Source organism: Pedobacter punctiformis, assembly GCF_027213715.1.
Taxonomy (GTDB): Bacteria; Bacteroidota; Bacteroidia; order Sphingobacteriales; family Sphingobacteriaceae; genus Pedobacter; species Pedobacter punctiformis.
In genome coordinates this window covers 227,321-250,586 of the sequence record NZ_JAPWGM010000006.1, presented here as the reverse complement: position 1 = coordinate 250,586, position 23,266 = coordinate 227,321, and the positions used below count along the sequence as shown (strand labels likewise).

Below are 23,266 nucleotides of genomic sequence, written 5' to 3'. Positions count from 1 at the left end.
CTTTTCTTTTTATTTTATTTTTAAAACTAAATTACCCCTAATTCTTTACCCACTTTGGTAAAGGCAGCAATAGCTTTATCTAAATGATGTTGCTCATGCGCAGCAGATAACTGAACACGGATACGGGCTTTTCCTTGTGGTACAACCGGGTAGAAAAATCCGATTACATAAATACCTTCTTCCAGCATTTTTGCTGCAAAATTTTGAGCAATCTTAGCATCATAAAGCATTACCGGAACAATCGGGTGAAAACCTGGCTTAATGTCAAATCCAGCCGCAGTCATTTTTTCACGAAAATATTTAGTGTTATTCTCAAGTTTATCTCTTAAAGAAGTTGTTTCACTTAACATATCTAAAACCGCTACCGACGCACCCGCAATTGCTGGCGCAAGGGTATTAGAGAATAAATATGGACGTGAACGCTGGCGCAACATATCGATAATTTCTTTTTTACCGGATGTAAAACCACCGGATGCACCGCCTAAAGCCTTACCAAGTGTACCGGTAATGATATCGATACGGTCAATCACATTAAAATGTTCGTGTGTACCACGACCTGTAGCACCAATAAAACCAGTACAGTGAGATTCATCAATCATAACCAGGGCTTCGTATTTATCTGCTAAGTCACAGATTTTATCCAATGGCGCAACAGAACCATCCATTGAAAAAGCACCATCGGTAACAATAATTCTGTGTCTGCAATCTTTCGCTGCAATTAACTGTTTTTCCAGATCTTCCATATCCGCATTTTTAAAACGGAAACGTTGTGCTTTACAAAGTCTAACCCCATCAATAATTGAAGCATGGTTTAATTCGTCAGAAATAATCGCATCTTCTGCATTAAACAACGGTTCAAAAACACCACCGTTTGCATCAAAAGCTGCTGCATATAAAATGGTATCTTCGGTACCTAAAAACTTAGATATTTTTGCTTCAAGCTCTTTATGTACATCCTGCGTACCACAAATAAAACGTACTGAAGACATTCCATAACCGTGATCATCTATCGCTTTTTTTGCAGCTTCTATAACTTTTGGATGCGAAGAAAGGCCTAAATAGTTGTTTGCACAAAAATTGATCACCTCAGCACCGCTGCTTATTTTAATATCCGCACCTTGTGGGGAAATTATAATTCTTTCGCGTTTAAATAATCCTGCGTTTTGTATCTCTTCAAGTTCTTTTTGCAGAACCGGTTGTAGTGTTTTATACATGGCTTTTTTAATGATTGATTAGCTGCCAAAGTTATAAAAAAATCTATTTTAGCATGCATAATCCGCAATTATCGATTTTGTAATTTTTTGGCCCAAATGTTGCAAAAAAATTATTTTTTGTTGGCTATGCAACCATTGCTCTGTTAAAATACTCTACAAAATAATATACATTAACAAACTTTAACACCCTTCTATATGTATAGTGTAAAAACTTATTCGATATTTATAGCTTAACTACTTAATACTCTATGATCAGATTCTGCGCACTCGTCCTTCTTTGCGGCCTCGGCCACGTAGCAATTGCACAAAACCTTACCATTACAGGAACAATTAAAGATACAAGCGGACAACCTGTTGCTTTTGCTTCGGTTTATGTAAAAAATACCACACAAGGTACTTCAGCAAATGTGGATGGCAAATACAGCATCAAATTAAATAAAGGTGAACAAACTTTAAGTTTTAGAGCAGTTGGCTACAAACAACAGGACCGGGAGGTTAATGGAACAGAAAATCAGGTTTTAAATGTTATTCTGGCATCTGAAAGTTATACTTTAAATAACGTTAACATTAAAGGTAATGCAGAAGATCCGGCTTATGAAATTATCCGTAAAGCCATTAAGCAACGTAAAGCACATTTAAATGAAGTGAATGCTTTTAGTTGCGATGTATACATTAAAGGTGTACAACGCTTGAAAGGCGCACCAAAAAAATTCTTCGGACAGGATATTCAAAAGGTTTTGGAGCTTGATACCAATAGAAAAGGGATTATTTATTTATCGGAATCTGAAAGTAAATTTAGCTTCAGACGCCCGAATGATGTACATGAAGAAATGATATCTTCAAAAGTTGCCGGACGGAACAACGCTTTTAGTTTTAATAAAGCATCTGATTTGGTTATTAATTTTTACGACAATTACTTACTGGAAAACACTTTAAGTGCAAGGGGGTTTGTTTCGCCAATTGCAGATAATGCCATGTTTTACTACAAATACAAATATCTCGGCGAAACCAGAGAAAATGGCGAAGTTGTGAATAAAATTGAAGTGATTCCACGCCGTACCAACGATCCGGTTTTCAGAGGTATTATTTACATTTTGGAAGATAGCTGGAGAATTTACAATACAGATTTATACCTGACCAAAAATGCAGGGATCAATTTTATCGATACCTTAAATATCAGTCAGCAATTTACTAAGGTTAAAGATGTTTACATGCCAACCAACATTAACTTTCAATTTGATGGTAATGTATTAGGTTTCAAATTTTCGGGTTATTACTTAGGGGTTTACAGCAATTATGACGTTGCACCGGTTTTTCCTAAAAATTACTTTAGCGGAGAGATTTTGAAAGTAACCGAAATGGTCAACAAAAAAGATTCTATATACTGGAAAAACAATCGGCCAATTCCGTTAACAGCCGATGAGCGCCTGAACTATGTTAAAAAAGATAGTATTGCGAAGCGAAAAGAATCTAAATATTATCTGGATTCACTGGAAAAAGAAAATAATAAATTCGGTATTTTAAAACTCTTGCTTCATGGCTATAGCATTAACGATCGTTACGATAAGGAGTATTATAGTTTCGATCCTGTTTTAAGGGCAATCTTTTACAACACAGTAGAAGGTTTTGGCATCAAGTATGGAGTTACTTACCGCAAAGTATTTGAAAATAACCGTTTTTATAGCATCAGACCTGAGCTTAGATATGGTTTTGCCAATCAAAAACTAACCGGAAGTTTAACCGGATATTACTTTTACAATCCTTTAAAACGGGCAAGTGTTGGTGCTTCCTTTGGAAACAGCATTTCCGATCTCAACAATCTGGGCTCCATGACGCTTTTAGGGAACTCTATAAACTCCCTTTTTTACGAGAAGAATTTCTCTAAATTTTATGAAAAGAACTTCATTAACATCAATACATCCAGAGAGTTGATAAATGGCTTGCAGGGAACGGTAAATATTGATTACAGCAAAAATAAAACTTTAACCAACAGTTCAAACTTTAAGTTTATTGATGCTAAGGATAGAGAATTTACTTCAAACAACCCCTTTTCACCTGAAGTTGAAACTCCTTTGTTCCCAACTTATAACACCTTAAGTGCAACCGTAAATTTAACTTATACCATTGGGCAGAAATACATTAGCCGCCCTGATGGCAAGTTTTATACCGAATCAAAATATCCAAAAATTACAGCTTTGTATAAAAAAGGATTTAAAAATGTATTAGAAAGCGACGTGGACTACGATTTTGTAAAAGCAGAAGTTTCGCAGGAAAGAATTGGTTTAGGTCTTTGGGGCTATACCTCATTTTTAGTGGGAGCAGGAAAGTTTTTAAACAACAATAAAATGTACTACCCGGATTATAAACATTTCTCGGGTAATATTTCAACCATTTTCCCACCTAACATCAGAAAATTCCAATACCTTGAATTCTATCAGTTCAGCACCAATAAGCAATATTTTGAAGCACATGTAGAACACAATTTTGCAGGTTTCTTCTTAAATAAAGTTCCTTTACTGCGTAAATTAAAACTTGAAGAATTTATGGGCGGTGGTTATTTATCTTCACCTGAAAAGAGAAATTATAAGGAGTTTTATTTTGGCATACAACGTTTGATATTAAGAGCCAGTTATGGTTTTGCTTACGATGGTGGCAAGAAAATATCCCAGGGTTTTAGGATTAGTTACGGATTTTAAAAAATCTAATTCCGAATGCTTAAATCTTAAAGCTAAGGGCTTTTTGCTTTAAGCTTATTTTACTATCTTTGCCCTGCTTTAAACGCCGTTTGCAACGGTATCAACAGCGTTATGAAAAAATATCAAACACTACTTTACTATTGCTATAGTTACATAGCCGATGCAGAACAATATGCTGCAGATCATCTTAAATTTTGTAAATCTTTAGACTTAACAGGCAGAATTATTGTGGCTGAGGAAGGTTTAAATGGCACCGTATCCGGTACTGTTGAAGCTTGCGAAGCTTATATGAAAGCAATACATGCTGATGAAAGGTTTGCTAAAACAGAATTTAAAATTGATGCTGTGGAAGAGCCTTCTTTTATAAAAATGCACTGCCGTTATAAATCTGAAATTGTGCATTCGGGCTTGAGAGATACTTCAATTATCAACCCTAATAAGCAAACCGGTAAACATTTGGAGCCTGTTGATTTTATGGCCATGAAGGATGATGAAGATGTAGTGATTTTAGATGTAAGGTCTAATTACGAGCATAATCTTGGCAAATTTAAAAATGCAGTTACACTGGATATCGAAAATTTCCGTGATTTTCCGGATAAGATAAACGAACTGGCACAATACAAGGATAAAAAAATCCTAACCTATTGTACCGGGGGGATCAAATGTGAAAAAGCTTCGGCTTTGCTGTTGCACCACGGTTTTAATGATGTGTACCAGCTTCATGGCGGCATTATAAAATACGGAAAAGAAGCAGGCGGAAAAGATTTTGAAGGCAAATGTTATGTTTTTGATAACCGCATTGCCGTTGATGTAAACGAGGTAAATCCTACAATTGTTTCTGTTTGCTATAACTGTGGCAAAACAACGCCAAAAATGATTAACTGTGCCAACCCGGAGTGTAATGAGCACATTACACAATGCGATGATTGTGGTGAAAAACTGGAAGGATGCTGCTCAACAGCATGTACTACAAACCCACGTAAACGCCCGTATGATGGTACTGGTTACTACGTAAAAGTTCCTCAGCCTGTTGGAAAAATTACTTTAGCTTAAGCTTAATTTTAAGCTTCTTTATAAAAGGCAGCTGCAGTGTGAAACAATCACGCCGCAGCTGCTTTTTTGTTTGTATTGATGAACAGATTAACCAATTCCTATTTTTTTATTTACTTTGTGTATTAAACAGGCTTTCCTAATTAGCATTACATGCAAAAACTTCTGCGTTGTCTTTTTCTGCTTATCATTTGTGCCCATACGAGTATTTACGCTGCTGATATAAAAAGCATCGGCGTACCTTACATAGAAAATTTTCCTAAATCTGTTTATTCAGCCGGAAACCAAAACTGGAGCATTACTAAAGACCAAAACGGAGTGATGTATTTTGGCAATGCCGAAGGCCTGCTTACTTTTGATGGGCGTTACTGGCAAAAATATCAAATGCCCAACCGGCAAATTGTTCGATCGGTAGCAACTGATAATAATGGCAAAATTTATACAGGTTGTTTTGGAGAATTTGGTTACTGGGCAATAAAAAATAATAAATTAAACTACAACTCCTTAATTTCACTTTTACCAAAGGGCAAAAGTGTTAACGATGAAATCTGGAAGATTTATGTAGAAAAAGACCGTGTTATTTTTCAATCCTTCAAAACTATTTACATCTATAAAAATAATAAAATTGAAATTGTTACGGGTCCTTCATCCTTTCTGTTTCTTCATAGGGTAAATAACAGATTTTTTGTTGAGGTACTGGAAAAAGGCCTTTTTGAGCTTATTGGAAATAAACTTGTTCATGTGCCTTTAAGTGAACAATTGGGCAAAGAAGGTATTCTATCCATTCTTCCGTATAAAAATGGTGGTTTTATCATCGGTACCGTAAAAAACGGATTATTTACCTATGATGGCAAGAATTTTACTCCATTAAATACACCCGCAAATGCCTACCTAAAAACATATCAGCTCAATAACGGAGTAAGATTACTGGGTAAGTACTATGCTTACGGTACTATTTTAAATGGCTTAATTATTATTGATGAGGACGGACGGATTGTGCACCGGATTAATAAATCAAGTGGTTTACAAAACAACACCGTTTTAAGTTTATACGCTGATAATGAGCAAAACCTTTGGACAGGACTTGATAATGGTATAGACCGTATAGAGCTTAACTCTCCGCTATACTTTTATTTTGATAAAACCGGGCAGTTTGGTACTGTTTATTCCAGCATTATTTTTAACAATAAAATTTATCTCGGCACCAATCAGGGCATATTTTATAGCGAATGGTCTACAAACAAAGAACTTTTACCTTTTAATTTTCGATTGATTCCAAATTCTCAGGGTCAGGTTTGGGAACTTTCTATTGTTGATAACCAATTAATTTGTGGCCATAATAGCGGCACATTCAGAATTATAGATGACAGAATAGAAAAAATATCAACTATAAGTGGTGGCTGGACCATTAAAAAATTGAACTCTAATCCCAATTATCTTATTCAGGGAACCTACACGGGCTTATCCTTATTTATGAAATCGCCAGGTTCTGATTTTAAATTTATTTCCAAAGTGAGCGGATTCGATGCACCCTCAAGATATATAGAACAGGATAATAAAGGCGACATATGGGTAAGTCATGCTTATAAGGGCCTATATAAAGTAACTTTAAGTGCCGATTACAGAAAAGTTACCAGCACCAAATATTACGATGAGCAAAACGGACTTCCGGGAAACTACAACATCAATATGTTTAACCTGGAGAACAAGATTGTTTTTTCTTCTGATGCAGGTTTTTATACTTATGACGAGTTAAGCAATAAGTTTACCAAGTACGATGTTTTAAACCATAAACTTGGCTCGTTTGCAACCTCAAATAAAATTATAAATGCCGGCGAGAAGAAATACTGGTTTATAAATCATGGAAAAACCGCTTTAGTAAACTTTACTGAACCGGGAAAAACTGAAATAGATTCTAATCAGTTTAGCCTTTTAGATGGGCGAATGGTTCAATATTACGAAAATATAAGCCGTATTAGTAACTCCATCTATTTAATTAGTGTAGATGATGGATTTGTAATTTACAACCCAACACTGGATTTAGTTGGTGGAAAACAGAACAAACTTCCTTCAGTATTGATCAGAAGAATTGACGATATTACGGATAAGTACTTTACCATTAGTGAAACCGGCAACAATGGAGAACCCACAGAGGTTCCCTATAGCCGAAACAATATCCGTATATCTTTCGCTCTGCCCTACTACCGGCAAGCCAAGATAAAGTTTCAATACTTTTTAGAGGGTTATTCTAAAGATTGGTCTGACTGGAGTTATGCAACACAAAAAGACTTCACCAATTTAAGCAGCGGTCATTACCAGTTTAAGGTAAGGGCTAAAATAGACGATTCATCGGTCAGTGAAATTACAACATTTGAATTTTCCGTGCTTCGGCCATGGTATCTAAGCAATTGGGCCATACTATTTTATTTTATACTATTTGCAATTGTTTTAATCTTAGGAAAGAAAATTTATGAGCGAAAACTGGAGAAAGACAGTAAAAAAATTAGTGACCGTTTACAAGCTGAACAGGATGAAATTATAAGGCAGGAGACAGAAGCAAACGAAAAGCAAATAATAAAACTTCAAACAGAAAAACTCCAGGCCGAACTGGCTTCAAAAAACAGGGAACTGGCTAACTCTGCCATGACCCTGGTTTACAAAAATGAGTTATTGCAAAAGTTAAGCGATGAAATAACCAAGCTAAAAGACGAAAATGGCAAGAAGCTGTCTGAAGATCAAACCCGAAAAATTCAGAAGGTAATTAATGACGGAATGAATGACGAACGCGACTGGCATTTATTTGAAAACAGCTTTAACGAAGCACACGAAAGTTTCTTTAAAAAGCTAAAAGCACAACACCCCGATCTTGTGCCGAATGACCTGAAATTATGTGCTTATTTGAGAATGAACATGAGTAGTAAAGAAATGTCATCATTACTTAATATCTCTTTAAGGGGAGTAGAAATTCGTCGTTACCGGTTGCGTAAAAAACTGGAAGTACCCCATGATAAGAACCTTACCGAGTTTCTAATGGAGTTATAATACTACATCATTACCTCTCATACCACCTTCTGCAACCCCACAAAAATACTTCGTGTATTTTTTACACTTGTATAGTTAAAATTATTTCATTGTAATTCCAAAAACTGTGTTTTTGGGCTCAAATCGATATTGGTTTTGTTCATTGAGATGTCCAGGTCTTTAAAATGATGTATTAATGTTGAGGTAAAACCACTTGCACAAGCGGGAAAACAACCCCACATTTAAGTAACAATTAAACCTAATTTTATAAAAAGCATGAAAAGAATTTTTACAAGAATTTCTGTTCTGGTCGGAATTTGTTTACTCGCGATTAACGTAGCGTTTGCGCAAAACATTACCGTAAAAGGTAGGGTAACGGATGGGGGCGACAAAACCACCATTCCCAGCGTAAGCGTGTTAGTTAAAGGCACACAAAATGGCACACAAACAGATGCGAATGGTGCTTTCAGCATCAGCGCTCCTGCAAATGCAACTTTAGTATTTACTTACCTTGGTTATACCACCCAGGAGATTGCAGTAAACAATCAAGCAACCATTAATGTAGTTTTACAATCATCTGCGCAACAACTGGAGCAAGTTGTGGTTGTGGGTTATGGTACACAAAGAAAAATTGATGTAACAGGATCGGTAGGCTCTGTAAAAGGAGAAGACATTTCAAAACAGGCATCAACTAACGCGATAAGTGCATTACAGGGTAAAGTAGCAGGTGTATCCATTACCAATAATGGTGCTCCAGGCTCGTCTCCTCAAATTACCATTCGCGGTACCGGAACAATTTATGGCAACACAGGCGTTTTATATATTGTTGATGGCGTGTGGTATGATGACATAAGTTTTTTAAATCCAGCTGACATTGAAAATTTAAGTATTCTGAAAGATGCATCTTCACAGTCTATTTATGGTATCAGAGCGGCCAACGGAGTTGTTTTAATTACGACTAAAAGAGGCAATAAAGGTCAGGCAGTCATCAGCTATAACGGATCTGTAGGTTATAAAGTTGTAACCAATCCAATAGAAATGGCTAACGCTACAGAATATGCAACAGTTATAAATGAGTTATCAGCTTCAAATGGCAAACCTAACCTGTTTGCTAATCCAGCCAGCTATGGCACGGGTACCAATTGGTATAATCAAGTATTTAGAAACGCACTGCAAACTAACCATCAATTATCGGTAAATGGTGGGACTGAGAAAACAAACTATAATTTCTCTTTAGGCTATACCAATGAAGACGGGATTGTAAAAACACAAAATTATCAGCGATACACAGCAAAATTGTCTAATGATTTTCAAATATTAAAACCTTTAAAAATTGGTTATACCGTTTCTGGTACAGCAATCAAATCTAAAGATATACCAGGTTCAATATTCCGTCAGTTATATGCAGCAGGTCCGGTTGTCCCTGTTTATTACGCTGATGGTTCTTATGGTGATGCCAACGATTTTAGTTTGGGTGGAGGTAATAACTTTAACCCTCAGGCAACGATAGATTTCTTTAATCAAAAATCTCTGAACTACAGAATAAATGGAAATGTATATGCAGAATTAACCATTGCTAAAAATTTTACATTCAAAACCAGTTTAGGCGGAGATTTTGGTCAAAATGAAGTAAGAGCTTACATTCCTGTATACAAAGCTACTCAAGGTCAGTCAAGCACTCAAAGTCAGTTAGATGTTAAACGTGATGAAACCAGAAACTGGATCATTGAAAACACTTTAACGTATAAAAACACATTTGGAAATCATAATTTAACTGTATTAGCAGGTCAAACAGCACAAAGAAGAAAGTCTTACTTCGTAAATGCAACTGCATTTGATGTACCTTATTCAAGTGAGGGCGATTTATATTTAACTCTTGGTAATGCAGGTACGCGTTCGGTTACTGATGGTGGAGCTTTAACAACTTATGCTTCATATTTCGGAAGAGTAAATTACTCATTTAAGAATCGTTATTTATTAAATGCAACCCTTCGTGCGGATGCTGCTTCTCAATTTTTTAATGGCGGTGATCTTTGGGGTTATTTCCCTTCAGTGGGTGCAGGTTGGGTAATTACTCAGGAAGAGTTCATGAAAGACCAAACGATATTTGATAATTTAAAGTTAAAAGCTTCATGGGGTAAGGTAGGTAATGCTGGCGTACCAGTGAACCCTACAACTTTAACCATATCACAACCTGGTGGCTATGTGGCTATATTTAATGGTGTAGCTTATACCGGTAAAAACGTGAGTTCATTAGTTCCTTCGTTTTTAAACTGGGAGCGTACTACCGGAACAGATATTGGTTTTGAAGCTGCTTTCTTAAAAAACAGATTAAATATTGAGGCTGGCTATTATAACAAAAAAACCGAACAGGCGATTTTCGGAATTCCTGTCTTAACTTCTATTGGTACAAGTTCAGGTGATTTAATTGGCAATCAGGCCGATTTAAGAAATCGCGGGTTTGAATTCTCAGCAACATGGAGAGATGTAAGCAAAGCTGGTCTTTCTTACTCCATTAGTGGTAATTTAGGTTATAACAAAAATAAAGTTTTATCTGTTGTAACAGGTAGAAACCCTATTTATCAGGGTGGTACAGGCCTTACCAACGGTGGTCTTTCTACACGTACTATACAAGGCGGTGCTATTGGCGAATTCTTTGGCTATCAGGTTGCAGGCATTTTCCAAAATGCAGCAGAGATTGCAGCCTCTGCCCAAAAAGGGGCTAAACCTGGTGATTTTAAATATATTGATACCGATGGTAACGGTGTAGTTGACGGCAATGACCGTATTGTTTTAGGAAATCCAAATCCAACTTATTCTTATGGTTTAAGTGCAAATTTAGGTTATAAAAACTTTGATCTTACCCTTGATTTTCAAGGTGTAGCTGGGATAGATATATATAACGCTAATATTGCATCGCGTTTTGGTAACGAAAACTTCACTAAGGATTTTTATGATAACAGATGGCATGGCGAAGGCACCTCAAATACTTATCCATCAGTAAATCTGGGTACTACGGCCAATTCTGCTCCTAACTCATTTTATGTAGAAGATGGATCTTATATCCGCTTAAGAAATGTACAATTAGGTTATGTACTGCCTTCTGCTTTAGTAAACAAGTGGAAAATGCAAAGACTGCGTGTTTTTGTTGATGCACAAAACCCGGTAACATTATTTGGTTACAAAGGTTTTACTCCTGAGGTAGGTGGCACGCCTATGAATGCAGGTATAGATTCAAATGTTTATCCTTTACAAGCCACATACAGATTTGGTGTTCAAGTTACTTTTTAATTATTACGAAAATGAATTACAAAAATACTTATATACAAAAGATTGGAATGCTGACCATATGCTCCTCTCTTTTAGTAATGTCTGCATGTAAAAAGAGTTTTTTAGATGTAGATCCGCAGGCAAAACAACCTGCAGTTACATTTTGGAAAACTGCTGATGATGCAACCGCAGCTGTAAATTCTATTTATGGAAACCTGAGAAACTGGGCCAATACAGCATTTCCAGCACTTGCAATAGAAAGCATGGGAAGTGATGAAGCTGAAAAAGGCAGTAGCCCAAATGATTCAAGTTATATGAATGAGTATGATCAGTTTACGGCCTCTTCTACTACTATACAGTTAAATGGTTTTTGGGAAGGCCAGTATCAAAACATCAACCTTTGTAACCAGGTATTAGATAATGTTCCAGCAATTAGTATGGATGCTAATCTTAAAGCCCGCTATTTAGCTGAAGCAAAATTTGTTCGTGCTTATTCTTATTTCAGATTGGTACGTGCATTTGGCGATGTTCCTTTACGTTTAAATGTGCCTAAAGATGCTTCTGAATTTAATATTCCAAGAACACCAAAAGCACAGGTTTATGCTGCAATTGAAAAAGATTTAGATGAAGCAGCAGCAGTATTGCCTCAATCCTACCCGGCAGCAGATTTAGGCAGAGCAACAAAAGGAGCTGCTTTAGCACTTCACGCAAAAGTGGCTATGTATCTTAAAAAATGGGATCAGGTATTGGCTTTAACCAACACTGTTATGACTTTAGGATACAATTTGTTCCCTAACTACGAGCAAAGTTTCCGTTTAAATAATGAAAATAATATTGAATCTATTTTCGAGATCCAGTGCGAATTATTGCTAAATAATAAAGATGCATCTAACTCTCAATACAGTCAGGTACAAGGGGCAAGAGGAAATACACCTGATACAGGCTGGGGATTTAACGTACCAACAACAGCGTTAGAATCTGCTTACGAACCAGGTGATGTACGCCGTAACGCCACTATTCTTTACAGAGGCGAAACTACTCCCCAGGGTGATGCTATTTCTAATACTGCAGATAATCCAATGTACAACCAAAAAGCATACGTGCCTTTTAATAAAATTGTTACCAGTTTTAATCAGGGCGCTGATCAAAACGTTAGAGTAATGCGTTATGCTGAAGTTTTATTGATGAATGCTGAAGCTGCTAATGAATTGGGAAATATTACGCTTGCTCAATCATCTTTAAATAAAGTAAGAGCTCGTGCAAGAGGTGGCGTTGCTGGTGTTTTACCTGATGTAACCACAACAGATAAAGATGCACTGCGTCAGGCCATCTGGAAAGAAAGATTTGTTGAGTTAGCTATGGAATCTGACCGTTACTTCGATGTAATTCGTCAGGGACGTGCTGCTACCGTTTTTGGTCCTAAAGGCTGGAAAGCAGGCAAAAACGAAGTTTGGCCAATTCCTTCACAGGAAATCGAAAAAAGTGCAGGAACAATCATTCAAAATCCAGGTTATTAACCGCTAATTTAATAGAAATGAAAACAAAATATTTTTTATTGATGGCAACTGTAGCTTTAGGGTTATCGTCCTGCCAGAAAAAATTTGATCCATCAAGTTATGCGCCAGCATTAAATATTGGTGGTTACACAAGTGCAAAACAAATTGCACCAAATAACCTTGTAGCCTACTATGCATTTGATGGCAGTTTGATTGACAGTGCATCAAGCACGTCAGGTGTAAATACGGGTACGACATTTGGAGCCGGTTTTAAAAAACAATCTTTACAGGGCGCTTTAAACAGTTATGTATTGGGAACACCATCCGCTAAAGTAAATGCTTTAAAAAGTTTTACCGTTACCGAATGGTTTAACAGCCCTGCCCCAACCACCGGGATCATTGGATTATTTAGCTTAGCAAATACCACTCAGTTTTGGGGTAATATTGAAATCTTCATTGAAAATGGCAGTACAGCTACCAATGGTCAACTAAGAATACACCTAAATCAGGGAGGAGGCGATAAAACCTACTCTGTAAATGATCTGCAAAGCATTTTTGGAAAATGGGTTAACCTAAGTCTTTCTTATGATGAAACGACATCTATGGTTAAAGTTTACATCAATGGCTCAAGAGTTGCAGCAATTGCATCTACTGTTACTGGTCCGCTTGCATTTACAAACACAGGAAGATTCGTTTTCGGAACCGTTCAATTTCAAACTACACCAAGTCAAACCTCCGGAACAACCAAACAGGATTGGGCTAGTTTTTTAACCGGACAGATAGATGAAGTGAGAGTTTACGATAAAGCTTTATCAGATGCCGAAATCAGTGCTTTATCTATTCTTGAAAGCAGAGGAAAATAATCCTTGAATTCATAAAGGGCAACTAAATATATTAAGGGTTGTCAGATTTGACAACCCTTTTTAACGATGCATGATGACAAAAATACTCCAATACTTTTTAATTCTTTTTCTTTTTGTAGTTGCCTGTAAAAAAGGAGATACTCCATCAGCTGTTGGTCCTGAAACGCCTTCACAAACCTCTTATTCTTTTACTGATTTAAAAGTAAATGATACTTACAATGGTTTTACCTATTATGGTCTAAACAATATTCCAGTTATAAAAATTACTTTTTCATCTCCAATCAACGCTTCTTCCCTTAGCGAAAATATTACCCTTACCGATGCTTCTGGAAATTCGGCAGCATTTACTTCAACTTTAGAAAACAATGATAATACGGTTGTTATTATTCCAACAAGTCTACAACCCATTACAAAATATATTTTAACCATTAATACTGGTCTTTTATCAAAAACCGGCGACAAGCTTCAAAGCAGTATTGCATTAAATTTAATTACTGCTATTGATGATACTGACAAATTTGCCCGCATACCCGATGATGAACTTTTAACACTGGTACAAAAACAAACTTTTAAATATTTCTGGGATTTTGGTCATCCAACAAGTGGACTGGCAAGAGAAAGAAATACGTCTGGCAATATCGTAACATCCGGCGGATCAGGTTTTGGAGTTATGGCTATGATAGCCGGCATCAATCGTGGTTTTATTAGCAGAACCGAAGGTTTAACCAGAATTCAGAAAATGGTTACTTTCTTAAAAACCGCCGATCGTTTTCATGGTGCTTACCCACATTGGTTGGATGGAAGTACCGGAAAAGTAATTCCATTCAGCGCAAAAGACAATGGTGGCGATCTCGTAGAAACATCTTTCTTAATGGCAGGACTAATTACAGCTCGTCAGTACTTTAATGGGACTGATGCAAGTGAAACAGCTTTAAGAACAGATATAAATGCCATTTATAATACAGTAGAATGGAACTGGTACAGAAAAGACAATAGCAACACGCTTTACTGGCATTGGAGTCCTAATTATAACTGGGATATGAACCTACCTGTAAAGGGTTGGAACGAATGTCTGATTACCTATGTTATGGCTGCTTCATCTCCAACTTACGCTATTCCAAAAATAGTATATGATAATGGCTGGGCTCAAAATGGAGCCATTAAAAATGGCAATACCTACTATGGCATTCAGCTTCCCTTGGGAACCACAAACGGTGGGCCTTTATTTTTTTCTCATTATTCGTTTCTGGGTATTAACCCTAAGGGCTTAACGGATGCTTATGCAAATTATGAAACCCAAACTAAAGCGCATACTTTAATAAATTACAATTACGCGAAGACAAATCCTTTAAATTATTATGGTTATAGTGAAAATTGCTGGGGCTTAACTGCAAGCGATGTTCCAAATGGATACACAGCTAGCGCTCCAGGAAACGATGTAAGCGTTATTGCACCAACAGCCGCTTTATCTTCTTTTCCATATACCCCAACCGAATCTATGCAGGCACTAAAATATTTCTACTATAAACTGGGCAATAAAACATGGGGAGAATATGGTTTTTATGATGCATTTTCTTTAAAAGATCAATGGTTTGCCAATTCTACTTTAGCCATAGATCAGGGGCCAATTATTGTGATGATCGAAAATTATCGAAGTGGTTTATTATGGAATTTATTTATGAGTGCGCCAGAAATTAAAAGTGGAATGAAAGGTTTAGGCTTTAATAGCCCGAATCTCTAATTATTATTTAACAAAACCGTTGTAAGTATATCCTGTAAACAAAAAAGAATATGCTTCAGTAGTTTATCAATTTTGAAAACAAATTTTACAGATGAAAAAAATCATCATCATCCCACTTATTTTATATTGTATTTTAACACACTCTTGTGTTAGAAATAAACCTGCTAAAGAAACGGATTCTATATCCCACCAAAAAATAGAAAAAGGTTTATCTGATGAGGCCTTACTTGATCTGGTACAAAAACAAACCTTCAATTATTTCTGGGATGGTGCAGAACCGACTTCAGGGGCCGCCAGAGAGCGTTACCATGTAGACAATGTTTATCCTGAAAATGATAAAAGTACAGTAGCCACCGGTGCAACCGGTTTTGGTTTAATGGCTATATTAAGCGGTATAGACAGAGGTTATGTGAGCAAAGCTGAAGGATTAACCCGGTTAAATAAAATATTAAATTTCTTATCAAAAGCAGATCGTTTCCATGGTGCATGGCCACACTGGTTTTATGGAGAAACCGGAAAGGTTCGTCCTTTCGGCAAAAAAGATAATGGAGGCGATTTAGTAGAAACCTCTTTTGTTGCTCAAGCTTTAATCTGTATTAATGAATATTACAAAAACGGTACAGACGAAGAAAAATCAGTGGCCAATAAAGCAAATGAGCTTTGGAAAGACATTGATTTCAGTTGGTTCCGTAACAATCAAAACGTATTGTACTGGCATTGGTCGCCACAATATCAATGGGAAATGAACTTTCCGGTAAAAGGTTATAACGAATGTTTAATTATGTACGTTATGGCGGCTTCCTCTCCTACTCATACTATTCCTGCCGAAGTATACCATAAAGGATGGGCAAGAAACGGAGCCATTAAAGCAAATTTCAAACGCTATGGTCACCAGATACCATTAGATTATCAAGGCGCAAAAAATTCTGTGGGGCCTTTATTCTGGGCGCATTATTCATATTTAGGTTTAAATCCCAAAGGGCTAAAAGACCGCTACGCCGATTACTGGGAAAACAATGTTAATCAAACATTGGCCATTCACGATTACTGTGTAGCTAATCCGAAGAAATTTAAAGGTTATGGAGAAAATACTTGGGGCTTAACCGCTAGCTATTCTATTGGGGGTTATTCGGCCCACAGCCCACAGGAAGATTTGGGCGTAATCTCTCCTACCGCAGCCATTTCATCTATTCCATATACGCCTAAAGAATCTATGAAAGTCATCAGGCATTTATACGAAGACCTGGGCGATAAAGTGTGGGGGAAATATGGCTTTTATGATGCTTTTTCTGAAACCAATAATTGGTATCCAAAAAGATATTTAGGTATAGATCAGGGGCCAATGGTCGTGATGATTGAGAACTATCGCTCGGGATTACTTTGGAAATTATTTATGCAAAATAGTGATGTACAGAGTGGATTAAAAAAACTAGATTTTCAATTCACAAAACAATAATCAATTGCTCATTAAATGTTTAGCCATTATATATTTTAAATTATTTCAAACTAAATCTACAGAACCATGAAAAGAATAATTTTAATTTTAACAGCAATGATAGGATTCACCATCCTGAATTCAAGTTTTACAACAATTTCGAAGGGTAAACATACTTCTATAAAAACAAAATTTGCCAATGTAAATGTAACTGCCACAAACTCTACCAGCGACGGTGTATATGTAAGATTAGAAAACAATACAAGTGGTGGTGCTTACGTATTCTTTATCCCTCCAAACTCACCAAATGGAACTATAATTGGACAAATACCTGAAAATAGTGACAGTTATACTGCAAAATTGACTTCAACTGGAGGTGCGCACGATATGTGGATTTATTGGGAACATCAATCGCATGTTACCGGCCTGAGTGTAAGCGGGATGTCGATTGGCTGTTCAAGCTGTGCCCGAATAAACATTTTTAATTAACACCAGTACTTATAATGGCTAAGCATTTATTCAAAACATTTTTCATTTTATTGCTGTTGTCCGGTATTTATGTATCCGCACAGCAAAAAACATACTGCAATCCGGTTAACGTAGATTATGGCTATACGCCTATTCCCAATTTTGCCGAATGGGGAAAGCACAGGGCAACTGCAGATCCTGTAATTGTTAATTTTAAAGGCGATTATTATTTATTCTCTACCAATCAATGGGGTTACTGGTACAGCAGCGATATGGCCAACTGGAAATTTGTTTCCCGCCATTTTTTAAGACCAGAGCATAAAGTTTACGATGATCTTTGTGCACCCTCGGTTTGGATTCAGGGCGATACCATGCTTGTTTTTGGTTCAACTTATTCGAAAAACTTCCCCATCTGGATGAGTACCAATCCTAAAGGCAACGAATGGAAAGAGGCAGTACATGAATTTGAAATTGGCGGATGGGATCCTGGACATTTCGTTGATGAAGATGGAAAACTGTACATGTATAATGGGAGCAGTAATTCTTACCCACTTTATGGAATAGAATTAAACAGAAAAACCTTTCAACCGATTGGTACACGTAAAGAACTTTTACTTTTAAACCCCGGCAGATTTGGCTGGCAGCGTTTTGGAGAGGAATTGGATAACACCTTTTTAGATCCTTTTATGGAAGGCGCCTGGATGACCAAACACAATGGAACTTACTTTTTACAATATGGTGCACCGGGAACCGAATTTAGCGGATATGCAGATGGCGTAGCCACCTCAAAAAATCCATTAGGCCCCTTTGAACACCAATCATTACCCCTTTCATGGAAACCTGGCGGCTTTGCCCGTGGTGCAGGACATGGCGCAACTTTTCAGGATAATTTTAATAACTACTGGCATGTATCCACGGTGGTACTTTCGGTTAAAAATAATTTTGAACGCAGGATTGGGATCTGGCCTGCAGGTTTTGATCAGGATAACAACATGTACACCAATACTGCTTTTGGCGATTACCCTACTTATTTACCGACATCTCTGGATGGTGAAGCCAGGCCTGGGATAAGGTCTTTATTTACAGGCTGGATGTTGCTAAATTATAACAAGCCCGTTCAGGTTTCTTCAACCTTAGGCAATTACAATGCAAATAATACGGTTGATGAGAGCATTAAAACTTATTGGAGTGCCGCAACTGCAAATAAAGGAGAATGGATTCAAAGTGATTTAGGCCAGGTTTCAACGGTAAACGCTGTTCAGATTAACTATGCAGATCAGGATGCTGAATTTTTAGGCAAACAACTTAACATTTATCATCAATATCAGTTATTTTATTCTGCCGATGGCAAAAGCTGGAAAATGCTGACCGATAAAAGCAATAACAAAACCGATGTTCCGCATGATTATATTGAATTAAAAGAACCTGTTAAAGCCAGATACATTAAACTGGTTAACATGCATATGCCAACCGGAAAATTTGCCATCAGCGGGTTAAGGGTTTTTGGTAATGGTGGTGGCGCTAAACCCGAAGAAGTTAAAAATTTCATCGTTTTACGTACTGAAAAAGATAAGCGAAGCGCCTGGTTGAAATGGAAACCTGTAAATCATGCTTATGCTTACAACATATACATTGGTATTGCGCCCGATAAGTTGTACAACTGCATGATGGTTCATGGCGCAAACGAATACTGGTATAAAGGAATGGACAATCAAAAACCTTATTACTTTTCCATCGAAGCCATTAACGAAAACGGCGTTTCTCAAAAAACTCAGGTGATAAAGGTTGAATAATACACACAAAAATATATTTGATTAAATAATAAACACACAGCATGAAAAAAGCGAATTTCCTATTTATTTTACTAGCCCTTGCCGCCATGAATTCAATGGCACAAACCAAAAAAACTGTTTCTGCAGAGCAGGCAAAAATGAATGCATTCATCTCCGGCTTAATGGCGAAGATGACGGTAGACGAAAAAATTGGTCAGTTAAATTTGGTAACAGGCGGCGAAGCAACAACCGGATCAACAGTGAGTACGGATGTTGAGGCTAAAATTGCAAAAGGAAGTGTCGGTGGCATTTTCAGCATGACTACGCCAGAAAAAATTAGAAAAACCCAGGAAGTGGCCATGAAAAGCCGGTTGAAAATTCCTCTAATTTTTGGTCAGGATGTAATTCATGGTTATAAAACCACCTTCCCTATTCCATTGGCATTGGCAGCAAGCTGGGATTTGCCAATGATTCAGAATTCTGCCCGTATTGCCGCAACAGAAGCAAGTGCTGATGGAATAAACTGGACGTTTTCTCCTATGGTTGACATTTCCCGCGATGCTAGATGGGGAAGAATTTCTGAAGGTAGCGGAGAAGACACCTTTTTAGGTTCAGAAATTGCAAAAGTAATGGTTAAGGGTTATCAGGGTGATGATTTGAAAAAAATTAACACCATTATGGCCTGTGTTAAGCATTTTGCATTGTATGGTGCTGCAGAATCCGGCCGTGATTACAATACAACCGATATGAGCTTAGATAGAATGTACAACGATTACCTGCCGCCATATAAAGCCGCCCTGGATGCTGGCGCAGGGAGTATCATGGTTTCTTTTAACGATATTAATGGTGTACCTGCAACCGCGAACAAATGGTTGTTAACCGATCTTCTGCGTAAACAATGGGGCTTTGATGGTTTTGTAGTTTCGGATTATACCGGTGTTAGCGAATTAATTGAGCATGGTTTAGGTGATCTTCAAACCGTATCCGCAAAATCTTTAAACGCAGGTAATGATATGGATATGGTTAGCGAAGGTTTTTTAACCACCTTAAAAAAATCATTACAGGAAGGAAAAGTAACCCTTGCGCAAATCAATAACTCCTGCCGTTTAATTTTAGAAGCAAAATATAAATTAGGCTTATTTGAAGATCCTTACAGACATTGTAACGACGAGCGTGCTAAAAACGAAATATTAACACCAGCCAATTTAAAAGCAGCGAGAGAAGCTGCTACGCAAAGTTTTGTTTTGTTGAAAAACGACAATAAAACACTTCCTTTAAAAAAATCGGGTACCATTGCATTGGTTGGTCCATTGGCCAATACAAGAGCAAACATGCCCGGTACCTGGAGTGTAAATGCAGATTTGGTTAACACCCCATCTTTATTGGAAGGATTGCAAAATGTTGCGGGTAATAAGGTTAAAATTGTACATGCTTTAGGCGCTAATCTTACCGCTGATGCAACTTTACAAACGCATTCTACCATGTTTGGCCGTGATATTCCAAGAGATAACAGACCAGAGGAAGAAATTATAGAAGAAGCCGTAAAAATTGCTAAAAACGCGGATGTTGTAGTTGCTGCACTGGGAGAAAGTTCTGAAATGAGTGGCGAAAGTTCGAGCCGTACCGATATTGGCATCCCTGAAACGCAAAAAAAGTTGCTTGCTGCATTACTAAAAACTGGAAAACCTGTTGTTTTGGTTTTATTTACCGGCAGACCACTAGCCATTAAATGGGAAAGTGAAAATGTACCCGCTATTTTAAATGTTTGGTTTGGAGGTATTCAGTCTGCAAATGCAATCGGTGATGTATTATTTGGTGATGTTAACCCTTCTGGAAAATTACCGGTTACTTTCCCTCAAAATGTTGGTCAGGTGCCAATTTATTATAGCCATAAAAATACAGGCAGACCGCTAGCTGAAGGAAAATGGTTTACTAAATTCCGTTCAAACTATTTAGATGTTAGCAACGACCCGCTTTACCCTTTTGGTTATGGATTGAGTTATACTACATTTGGATACAGCGACATTAAATTAAGCTCAAATACTTTAACAAAAGGGAAATCAATTACCGCAACAGTAACCGTAACCAATAATGGTGCTGTGGAAGGTAAAGAAGTTGTTCAGTTGTATACAAGAGATTTGGTTGGAAGCAGTACCCGCCCCGTTAAGGAATTAAAAGGCTTTCAAAAAATCAGCCTGAAAGCTGGTGAAAGTAAAGAAGTCAGTTTTACGATTTCAGAAAATGACCTTAAATTCTACAATTCAGACTTAAAATATATAGCTGAGCCTGGTGATTTTAAATTATTTATCGGCGCTAACTCCCACGATGTTAAGGAGTCTGCTTTTACATTAAAATAAAAAAATTACACCTTACACAAGCCCCGGTCTATTGTTTAATAGCCGGGGTTTTATATTTTTGTTATATGAAGAAGTTATCCCTAATAACCATAGTATTGTTGTGTGTGCTTTTTTCTAAGGCTCAGGATTTTAAGAAATATGATAAAGGAAGCTTTATAAAAGGTAAAGACTCCATTTATTACAGAATTCTTTTTCCTGAAAACTTTGATGCTTCTAAAAAATATCCGGTTATTTTCTTTCTTCATGGAAGTGGCGAACGTGGAAACGATAATGAGAAACAACTCGTTCATGGTGGTAAATTATTTTTGAAAGATGATTTACGTAAGAAATTTCCTGCAATAGTTATTTTTCCGCAATGTCCGGCAAATGATTTTTGGGCCAATATTAACTTTTCAACTACTGATAAAGGAAAAAACAGAATAAGTTTTATTGAAGGTGGCAAGCCAACCAAAATTATGCATGCATTAACAGGTATGGTTAAAGATTTTCTAAAAAAACCTTTTGTCGATAAAAAGCAGGTTTACGTGGGCGGTCTTTCAATGGGCGGTATGGGCACATTTGAATTATTACGACGCAAACGAAATACTTTTGCCGCAGCTTTTTCTATTTGTGGCGGAGACAACACCAATAACATCAAAAAATATCAGACCATCCCATTATGGATTTTTCATGGTGCCAAAGATGATGTAGTTGATCCGGCTTTCTCTATTGCCATTGCAGAACGTTTAAAAGTTGTGGGCGACGAAGTTAAATTTAGCCTTTATCCAAAGGATAACCACAACAGCTGGGATAGTGCCTTTGCAGAACCTGAATTATTACCCTGGTTATTTTCGCATAAAAGGAATTAATCTTTCAAACTCGACAAATTTAAAATTGCTTGGGTTAACCGCTGTAAAATAAACCCGACAGCAGCGTTTCCGATTCTTCATCGGAAGCAGCGAATGGCGGGACTAATTTTGAAAAGAACTACTACAGGTTCGTTTCCTGATATTTAATTACCCTCTTAAACAAGTTTTAGGTTTCCAAACAAATAAGGCTTAAAGAAATAATCTTTAAGCCTTATTTATAAATGAAAGATTTTAAAATCTATTCTGCCATGTTATGATAAACCGCCTGAACATCATCATCCTCTTCCAGTTTATCAATTAATTTTAATACATCAGCAGCCTGTTCTTCTGTTACCTCGTGGTGAGAAAGTGCAATACGTTCTAATTTTGAACTTTTCAATTCAATTCCTTTTTCTTCCAAAGCTTTTTGTAAAGAACCAAAGTTTTCGAAAGCACCTTGTGCTACAGCCACATCATTTCCTTCTTCATCGGCTTCAACATATAATTCTTCCAGACCAGCATCGATTAATTCAAACTCTAATTCTTCAAGGTCTAAATTCTCAGCCGGTACAAATCTGAAGATAGACTTACGGTTAAAAACAAAATCCAATGAACCTGTTTTACCTAAAGTACCATTTGTTTTATTAAAGTAGCTCCGTACGTTAGCTACCGTACGGTTGGTATTATCTGTAGCAGTTTCAATTAAAACCGCAACCCCATGCGGTGCATATCCTTCGTAAACGATTTCTTCATAGTTAGCCAACGATTTATCAGATGCACGTTTAATTGCAGCCTCAACCCTGTCCTTTGGCATATTTACCGCTTTTGCATTCTGCATAGCCGTACGTAAACGAGAATTGGTTTCAGGATGAGGTCCCGATTCCTTAACAGCCATTACGATATCTTTACCAATACGTGTAAACTGAACAGCCATTTTGGCCCAACGCTTAAATTTTCTCTCTTTTCTAAATTCGAATGCTCTTCCCATTTTATTTCTTGTACAATTTGGTTATCGGTTAACTGCAAAAACTGGTCTGGATCATTAACCAATTTAAA

The 23,266-nt window shown here is 37.0% G+C and carries 14 protein-coding genes; 12 read left to right on the top strand and 2 right to left on the bottom strand.

Annotated elements, in window-relative coordinates; all coding sequences use genetic code 11:
- Nucleotides 1-26 precede the first annotated feature (26 nt).
- Nucleotides 27-1,214, bottom strand: coding sequence for a glycine C-acetyltransferase (gene kbl, locus O0955_RS16545; RefSeq protein WP_269428673.1), 1,188 nt, complete (start codon nt 1,212-1,214; stop codon nt 27-29).
- Nucleotides 1,215-1,462: 248 nt separating this feature from the next.
- On the opposite strand from kbl, the gene O0955_RS16540 reads away from it, so the two are divergent.
- The 12 genes from O0955_RS16540 to O0955_RS16485 all read left to right on the top strand — a co-directional run bounded on the left by O0955_RS16540 (nt 1,463) and on the right by O0955_RS16485 (nt 22,231).
- Nucleotides 1,463-3,910, top strand: coding sequence for a DUF5686 and carboxypeptidase regulatory-like domain-containing protein (locus tag O0955_RS16540; protein ID WP_269428672.1), 2,448 nt, complete (start codon nt 1,463-1,465; stop codon nt 3,908-3,910).
- Between the two features lie 111 nt (nt 3,911-4,021).
- A complete protein-coding gene (gene trhO / locus O0955_RS16535) occupies nt 4,022-4,963 on the top strand; it encodes an oxygen-dependent tRNA uridine(34) hydroxylase TrhO (protein ID WP_269428671.1) in 942 nt (313 codons plus the stop codon).
- Nucleotides 4,964-5,113: 150 nt separating this feature from the next.
- A complete protein-coding gene (locus O0955_RS16530; protein ID WP_269428670.1) occupies nt 5,114-8,002 on the top strand; it encodes a triple tyrosine motif-containing protein in 2,889 nt (962 codons plus the stop codon).
- A 255-nt stretch (nt 8,003-8,257) separates the two neighbouring features.
- Complete coding sequence (locus O0955_RS16525; RefSeq protein ID WP_269428669.1) at nt 8,258-11,272, top strand: SusC/RagA family TonB-linked outer membrane protein; 3,015 nt, start codon at nt 8,258-8,260, stop codon at nt 11,270-11,272.
- Nucleotides 11,273-11,283: 11 nt separating this feature from the next.
- On the top strand, nt 11,284-12,768 hold the full coding sequence (locus O0955_RS16520) for a RagB/SusD family nutrient uptake outer membrane protein (protein WP_269428668.1): 1,485 nt from the start codon (nt 11,284-11,286) through the stop codon (nt 12,766-12,768).
- A gap of 17 nt (nt 12,769-12,785) precedes the next feature.
- Nucleotides 12,786-13,610 (top strand): LamG domain-containing protein, encoded by an 825-nt coding sequence (locus O0955_RS16515; RefSeq protein ID WP_269428667.1) that lies wholly within the window; start codon nt 12,786-12,788, stop codon nt 13,608-13,610.
- A 73-nt stretch (nt 13,611-13,683) separates the two neighbouring features.
- Nucleotides 13,684-15,351 (top strand): glucoamylase family protein, encoded by a 1,668-nt coding sequence (locus O0955_RS16510; protein ID WP_269428666.1) that lies wholly within the window; start codon nt 13,684-13,686, stop codon nt 15,349-15,351.
- Nucleotides 15,352-15,442: 91 nt separating this feature from the next.
- Complete coding sequence (locus O0955_RS16505) at nt 15,443-16,807, top strand: glucoamylase family protein (protein ID WP_269428665.1); 1,365 nt, start codon at nt 15,443-15,445, stop codon at nt 16,805-16,807.
- Nucleotides 16,808-16,873: 66 nt separating this feature from the next.
- The gene (locus O0955_RS16500) at nt 16,874-17,275 is read left to right on the top strand and encodes a hypothetical protein (protein WP_269428664.1); all 402 of its coding nucleotides are present in this window, start codon (nt 16,874-16,876) and stop codon (nt 17,273-17,275) included.
- A gap of 14 nt (nt 17,276-17,289) precedes the next feature.
- Nucleotides 17,290-19,047: a family 43 glycosylhydrolase gene (locus O0955_RS16495; protein WP_269428663.1), complete on the top strand. Its 1,758-nt coding sequence runs from the start codon at nt 17,290-17,292 to the stop codon at nt 19,045-19,047.
- Nucleotides 19,048-19,088: 41 nt separating this feature from the next.
- Nucleotides 19,089-21,383 (top strand): beta-glucosidase BglX, encoded by a 2,295-nt coding sequence (gene bglX / locus O0955_RS16490; protein WP_269428662.1) that lies wholly within the window; start codon nt 19,089-19,091, stop codon nt 21,381-21,383.
- Nucleotides 21,384-21,448: 65 nt separating this feature from the next.
- Nucleotides 21,449-22,231, top strand: coding sequence for a carboxylesterase family protein (locus O0955_RS16485; RefSeq protein ID WP_269428661.1), 783 nt, complete (start codon nt 21,449-21,451; stop codon nt 22,229-22,231).
- 238 nt (nt 22,232-22,469) lie between these two features.
- Here O0955_RS16485 and O0955_RS16480 read toward each other — a convergent pair whose 3' ends face one another.
- Nucleotides 22,470-23,198 (bottom strand): YebC/PmpR family DNA-binding transcriptional regulator, encoded by a 729-nt coding sequence (locus tag O0955_RS16480; protein WP_269428660.1) that lies wholly within the window; start codon nt 23,196-23,198, stop codon nt 22,470-22,472.
- Nucleotides 23,199-23,266 lie beyond the last annotated feature (68 nt).

Coding starts and splice junctions, on each gene's coding strand:
- kbl (WP_269428673.1), bottom strand. CDS start 1,214: ATGTATAAAACACTACAACCGGTTCTGCAAAAAGAACTTGAAGAGATA.
- O0955_RS16540 (WP_269428672.1), top strand. CDS start 1,463: ATGATCAGATTCTGCGCACTCGTCCTTCTTTGCGGCCTCGGCCACGTA.
- trhO (WP_269428671.1), top strand. CDS start 4,022: ATGAAAAAATATCAAACACTACTTTACTATTGCTATAGTTACATAGCC.
- O0955_RS16530 (WP_269428670.1), top strand. CDS start 5,114: ATGCAAAAACTTCTGCGTTGTCTTTTTCTGCTTATCATTTGTGCCCAT.
- O0955_RS16525 (WP_269428669.1), top strand. CDS start 8,258: ATGAAAAGAATTTTTACAAGAATTTCTGTTCTGGTCGGAATTTGTTTA.
- O0955_RS16520 (WP_269428668.1), top strand. CDS start 11,284: ATGAATTACAAAAATACTTATATACAAAAGATTGGAATGCTGACCATA.
- O0955_RS16515 (WP_269428667.1), top strand. CDS start 12,786: ATGAAAACAAAATATTTTTTATTGATGGCAACTGTAGCTTTAGGGTTA.
- O0955_RS16510 (WP_269428666.1), top strand. CDS start 13,684: ATGACAAAAATACTCCAATACTTTTTAATTCTTTTTCTTTTTGTAGTT.
- O0955_RS16505 (WP_269428665.1), top strand. CDS start 15,443: ATGAAAAAAATCATCATCATCCCACTTATTTTATATTGTATTTTAACA.
- O0955_RS16500 (WP_269428664.1), top strand. CDS start 16,874: ATGAAAAGAATAATTTTAATTTTAACAGCAATGATAGGATTCACCATC.
- O0955_RS16495 (WP_269428663.1), top strand. CDS start 17,290: ATGGCTAAGCATTTATTCAAAACATTTTTCATTTTATTGCTGTTGTCC.
- bglX (WP_269428662.1), top strand. CDS start 19,089: ATGAAAAAAGCGAATTTCCTATTTATTTTACTAGCCCTTGCCGCCATG.
- O0955_RS16485 (WP_269428661.1), top strand. CDS start 21,449: ATGAAGAAGTTATCCCTAATAACCATAGTATTGTTGTGTGTGCTTTTT.
- O0955_RS16480 (WP_269428660.1), bottom strand. CDS start 23,198: ATGGGAAGAGCATTCGAATTTAGAAAAGAGAGAAAATTTAAGCGTTGG.